General features: G+C 54.7%; 5 protein-coding genes. 2 read left to right on the plus strand and 3 right to left on the minus strand.

The window, feature by feature from the left end:
* Positions 1-1,268 (minus strand): AMP-binding protein (locus ACIQ17_RS31165; protein WP_398473362.1); only part of this gene is annotated, 1,268 nt, incomplete at its 3' end.
* A 20-nt stretch (positions 1,269-1,288) separates the two neighbouring features.
* Entirely contained in the window at positions 1,289-2,056 is a 768-nt protein-coding gene (locus ACIQ17_RS31170) for an SDR family oxidoreductase (protein WP_233023686.1), read from the minus strand.
* A gap of 185 nt (positions 2,057-2,241) precedes the next feature.
* Between ACIQ17_RS31170 and ACIQ17_RS31175 the strand changes: the two genes are divergently transcribed.
* The gene (locus tag ACIQ17_RS31175) at positions 2,242-2,937 is read left to right on the plus strand and encodes a TetR/AcrR family transcriptional regulator (RefSeq protein ID WP_398473364.1); all 696 of its coding nucleotides are present in this window, start codon (positions 2,242-2,244) and stop codon (positions 2,935-2,937) included.
* Between the two features lie 3 nt (positions 2,938-2,940).
* On the opposite strand, the gene ACIQ17_RS31180 is transcribed toward ACIQ17_RS31175, so the two are convergent.
* Complete coding sequence (locus ACIQ17_RS31180; RefSeq protein ID WP_398473365.1) at positions 2,941-3,726, minus strand: enoyl-CoA hydratase/isomerase family protein; 786 nt, start codon at positions 3,724-3,726, stop codon at positions 2,941-2,943.
* A 101-nt stretch (positions 3,727-3,827) separates the two neighbouring features.
* Between ACIQ17_RS31180 and ACIQ17_RS31185 the strand changes: the two genes are divergently transcribed.
* Positions 3,828-4,448, plus strand: a 621-nt coding sequence (locus tag ACIQ17_RS31185; RefSeq protein ID WP_398473366.1) for an SDR family NAD(P)-dependent oxidoreductase, incomplete at its 3' end; no start/stop codon positions are given.

Genomic DNA, 4,448 nt, shown 5'->3' on the forward strand with positions numbered 1-4,448 from the left:
GCTGGATGTTTGCGTATCGCGTTCTCGACTTCAGCAGGATAGACATTTTCGCCACCGGTTTTAATCAATTGTTTTTCCGGCATTCGACCGACGTAAAAAAGATAACCGTCGGCATCGAGATATCCAATGTCACCCGTGTGGTGCCAGCCATTCCGAAGCGTGTAGTCCGTGTCTGTTGCGAGACCCCAGTATCCTAAAAAAACGGTTGGGCCACAAACAACGATCTCACCAGCTTCTCCCGTTTGCTTTAGAGAATCTTCACTATCAACGATCGCCAAGCTTCTCCAGAACATGGGTCGGCCGGCAGATTTCGGGCGATCTCGATATCGCGAGAGCGTTGCGAGACCTGACGTTTCAGACTGCCCGAACGTGACCCAGAATACCGCGCCGGGACACTCGCGCTCGAACCGCTCGATCGTCTCGGGCGAATCCAGTCCGGTGACGGCTCGAAGCGATGATAGTTGTCCAGGAGTAGCCAGATCTAGAATGCTTCCCAACATCGGCGCAAACTCCGACATGATGGTGATCTTTTCAGCGACAATATCGCGGATCGCTTCCGCTGCGTCGAACTTCGTAGCAATCACGCTGGCCCCGCCAGCTTGCTGTGTCGCCAGCATTAGACCAAGACCAGCAATATGAAATAGCGGCAGCACTCCGAGGCTAACGTCTTGCTCAGTCAGTTGCCAAATGTCGATAAGCGAGCTATGCGCGGTCAACAAGTTCATCTGCGACAGCAACGCTCCGCGCGGACGGCCGCCGACACTGGCGGTATGTATTATGATAAAGCCGTCGTTGGCATCGATCGCAGAAAACGGAAGCGAAGTGTTGTTCGTTGATAATTGCGCGAACGGCGTAAGATATGGGCTCTCCTGACCGATAGCGAAGTAATGCTCCACTGTCGGCAAAGATTGCCGCAAACCAACGATCGTGTCGTGGTGGTGTTCACCGGCGACGACGATCACTGGTGAACCGTCGGCAAGAACATACGCGATTTCATCTGGCTGCAGTCGGTAATTGACTGGTAGCAGGATCGCCCCGAGCAGAGCGGTTGCTCCGATCAACTCGATCATCTCAAGACAATTCTGCGAAACAATTCCGACACGATCGCCTGAGCTCACGCCACGCTCCGCGAGACCTGCGGCTAATCGTTGTATCCTATAAAGGTAGTCCGAATGGGTGATCCGCCTTCCCTCGATTATGAAGGCTGCCCGGTCGGGGAAACGCAATGCGTTACGGCGATAGACGTCGCCAAGGGTGAAACTCCTCATCGTATATTCCTCAACGTACATCAACCGTGCATAGTCAACCCGCCGGACACGCTGATCGTTTGCCCCGTAATGAACCCCGCATCGTCGCTTAATAGAAACGCGATCATGCCGGGATAGTCGTCTGGCTGGCCGAGCCGTCTCAACGGAATGGCGCGAGCGAGCCCTTCCGCGATCTTTCCACCCGTCGGCGAACTGTTGGTGAATGCTTCGAACAACGGCGTGTCGGTGGGACCCGGACACACGACATTCAAGATGATATTCTTTCTTGCGAGCTCGCGCGCGACTGTTTTGGTAAAGGAGATTAGTCCGCCTTTGCAGGCGGAATAAACGGCCTCTCCCGATGATCCGACCCGGCCCGCATCCGATGCAACGTTTACCACGCGTCCGAAGCCGCGCTCGACCATCCGCTTAACAACAACGTGGTGCAAATTAAGCGGTCCATAGAGATTGATGCCGACTACCTTATCCCAAAACGCCCGATCGGTATCAAGAAATGGAACCGGCACGTCCCAGCCCGCGACATTTGCGAGCAATTCGGTTGGACCGACCGTGGCCTCGAAGCTATTTGTTGCAGTTTCGACAGCATCGCGATCGGTGATATCAACCTGAAAAGCAAGCACTTTGCCCTTCTTACTTTGGCTTAGCCGCGCTGTTTCTTCGGCTCCATTCAGATTCTGATCGAACACACCGACGACACAGCCTTCATCGGCAAGCCGCAACGCTGTCGCTCGCCCGATACCACTGGCTCCCCCGGTCAGAATCACTCGTCGTCCATCAAGTCCGCGCATGCCGTCGTCCTCCCAATCCGCTTGTTTAAGTATAATTCTGTCGAACAGCACAGGCCGCCATTCGTTAGAGGTCTAAATCTTCCAAGGTGCATTCCGCATCCCGGGACGATTGACGAACTTGGTGGTCTGCGGCATTAGTTTCTTTCATACTAAGCTCTGACATTTATCACGCACGGCGGTCTCCTTTGGTTTCCAAATCTCAAAAGCGTCCCCCAAAGGATGTCGCTAAACATGCACCAGACCGTCTGGCAAAAAGGTCGGCCGCGTCATCGAAGCAGTCTTCCGCTGCGATCATCTCGAAATCCGAAAAATCACGCGACTCGATCCTTGAAGCGGCAGCAAGATTATTTCGTCGCCAAGGCTACTCGGCCACGACTTTGCGCCAGATCGCTGAGATTGCTGAGATCAAAGCCGGAAGCGTCTATTACTACTTCGATTCCAAAGAGCAAATTCTCGACGAGGTGCTCCATCTCGGGTTGCTGCGGGTTTTTGAAGCAGTCAAAAAAGCGCACCGAGACGCCGGCGATGTCTCTCATAGGCGCAAGATTGGGTTGGCCATCGAAGCACATCTGGTCGCTTTGCTGGAAGACAGCGATTTCACATCCGCTAACATCCGGATCTACGGCCAACTTCCCGAATCGCTGAAAAAGCCGCACCGGCCTTTGCGCCGAGCCTATGCCAAGTACTGGGACAAACTCTTTCTCGACGCACGGCGCGCTGGCGAGATACGGGCGGACATAGAGATCGTGCCGCTCCGCATTTTTGTAATCGGGGCTCTGAATTGGACAATCGAATGGTTCAGCCTCGACAGCAAGGATGCGGTTCTGAAGCTCGCACGTCGCACCGAACTCTTGATTTTTGACGGCGTGAAGAAACCCTGACATCTATTTGCCCTGCCAAACTGGCTTACGCTTCTCCGAGAAAGCTTTGGGGCCCTCGATCGCGTCCTCACTAGCGTACGCCTGCACGTGCAGCCGATTGGCTTCGAGAAGTCCTTCGGCACAACCGAGATCCATTGCTGCAAGCAAGCTGGCTTTCGCGGCTGAAACCGACAGTGGCGCTCCCTCAACGATCCCGCGAGCCAATTGCAACGCGCGAGCCCGAACTGCATCCGGCGTATCTTCGAGGTAATTGACAAAGCCATGCTCCGCGAGACGCTCGATAGGCATCGTTTCTCCGGTAATCACGAGCTCCATGACCAACGATTGCGGGAGCATCCACAGCAAGGGCACCGCCCAAGGCGAACCTCGCCCCATTTTAACCTCGGTGATCCCGGCTCGGGTCCCGCGAAGGCCGATCCTCAGATCGGACTTGATAGCTAGGAGCATACCACCGGCCATTAATGAGCCAGTCATCGCAGCGATGATCGGCTTCGACACTTTTCGCATTGCGGTCTGCAAAGGATCGCGCATCAATGTCAAAATATCGACACCATCGCGAGCGCGGATCTCACTAGCTTGCTTGAGGTCCAGGCCGGCGGAGAACACACCGCAATCGGTGGAAGTCAAAATCACTACCCGCGCCTGCATATCTTTTTCGACGCGTTCCCACGCATCGGTTAAAGCATTCATCGCTTCAATTGATAGCGCGTTTTTGCGCTCCGGCCGGTCGATGGTAATTGTCACGATGCCATCTTCGCGCGAATAAACAACCGGGTTGGCGTCAGACATCTTGTTTTGCTTCCGTCACTTTCTAACATCTGTTAGAATATCGTCGACACACACGAAAGCAACAGAAAATAATTGGAACAGCCATGTCTCCGCTCCCGCCTATGCGTTTTGCATCAGACCTGTTGAAAGGCCAAGTTGCGCTGGTAACCGGTGGGGGCACGGGTATGGGCCGCGCGACTGCCGTCGAGATGGCGCGGAGCGGTGCAGATATTGCGCTAATCGGACGTCGGGCTGAGCCCATAGAGAACTGTGCGGAGTTCATACGCCAGCTAGGAAGGAAAGTGGTGGCTGTTCCCGCTGATATTCGCGCACCTGAACAGATCGATTTCGCCATGCAGCGTATCAAGAAAGACTTTGGCCGCCTTGATATTCTCGTCAACAACGCCGGTGGGCAATTCGTCACACCAGCGCGCGAACTCAACAACAAAGGCTTCGAAACTGTGATCCGCAACAATCTTATCGGATCGTGGCAAATGACCAAGGCCGTCGCGGATCACTTCATGTTCGATCATGGCGGATCAATCGTTTTCGTTACGGCCTGCGTCCGCTCGGGGTTGAGCGGCTTCGTACATACGGCGGCCGCGCGAGGCGGCGTTTTATCAATGATGAAAACGCTTGCGTTCGAATGGGCCGAGTTTGGAATTCGTCTCAACTGTGTCGCGCCGGGCACGGTCAGAACTGAAGGAATGGACAATTATCCAATTGACCCCGATCAATGGCTC

The sequence above is a fragment of the Tardiphaga sp. genome (assembly GCF_044340795.1).
Classification (GTDB): Bacteria; Pseudomonadota; Alphaproteobacteria; order Rhizobiales; family Xanthobacteraceae; genus Tardiphaga.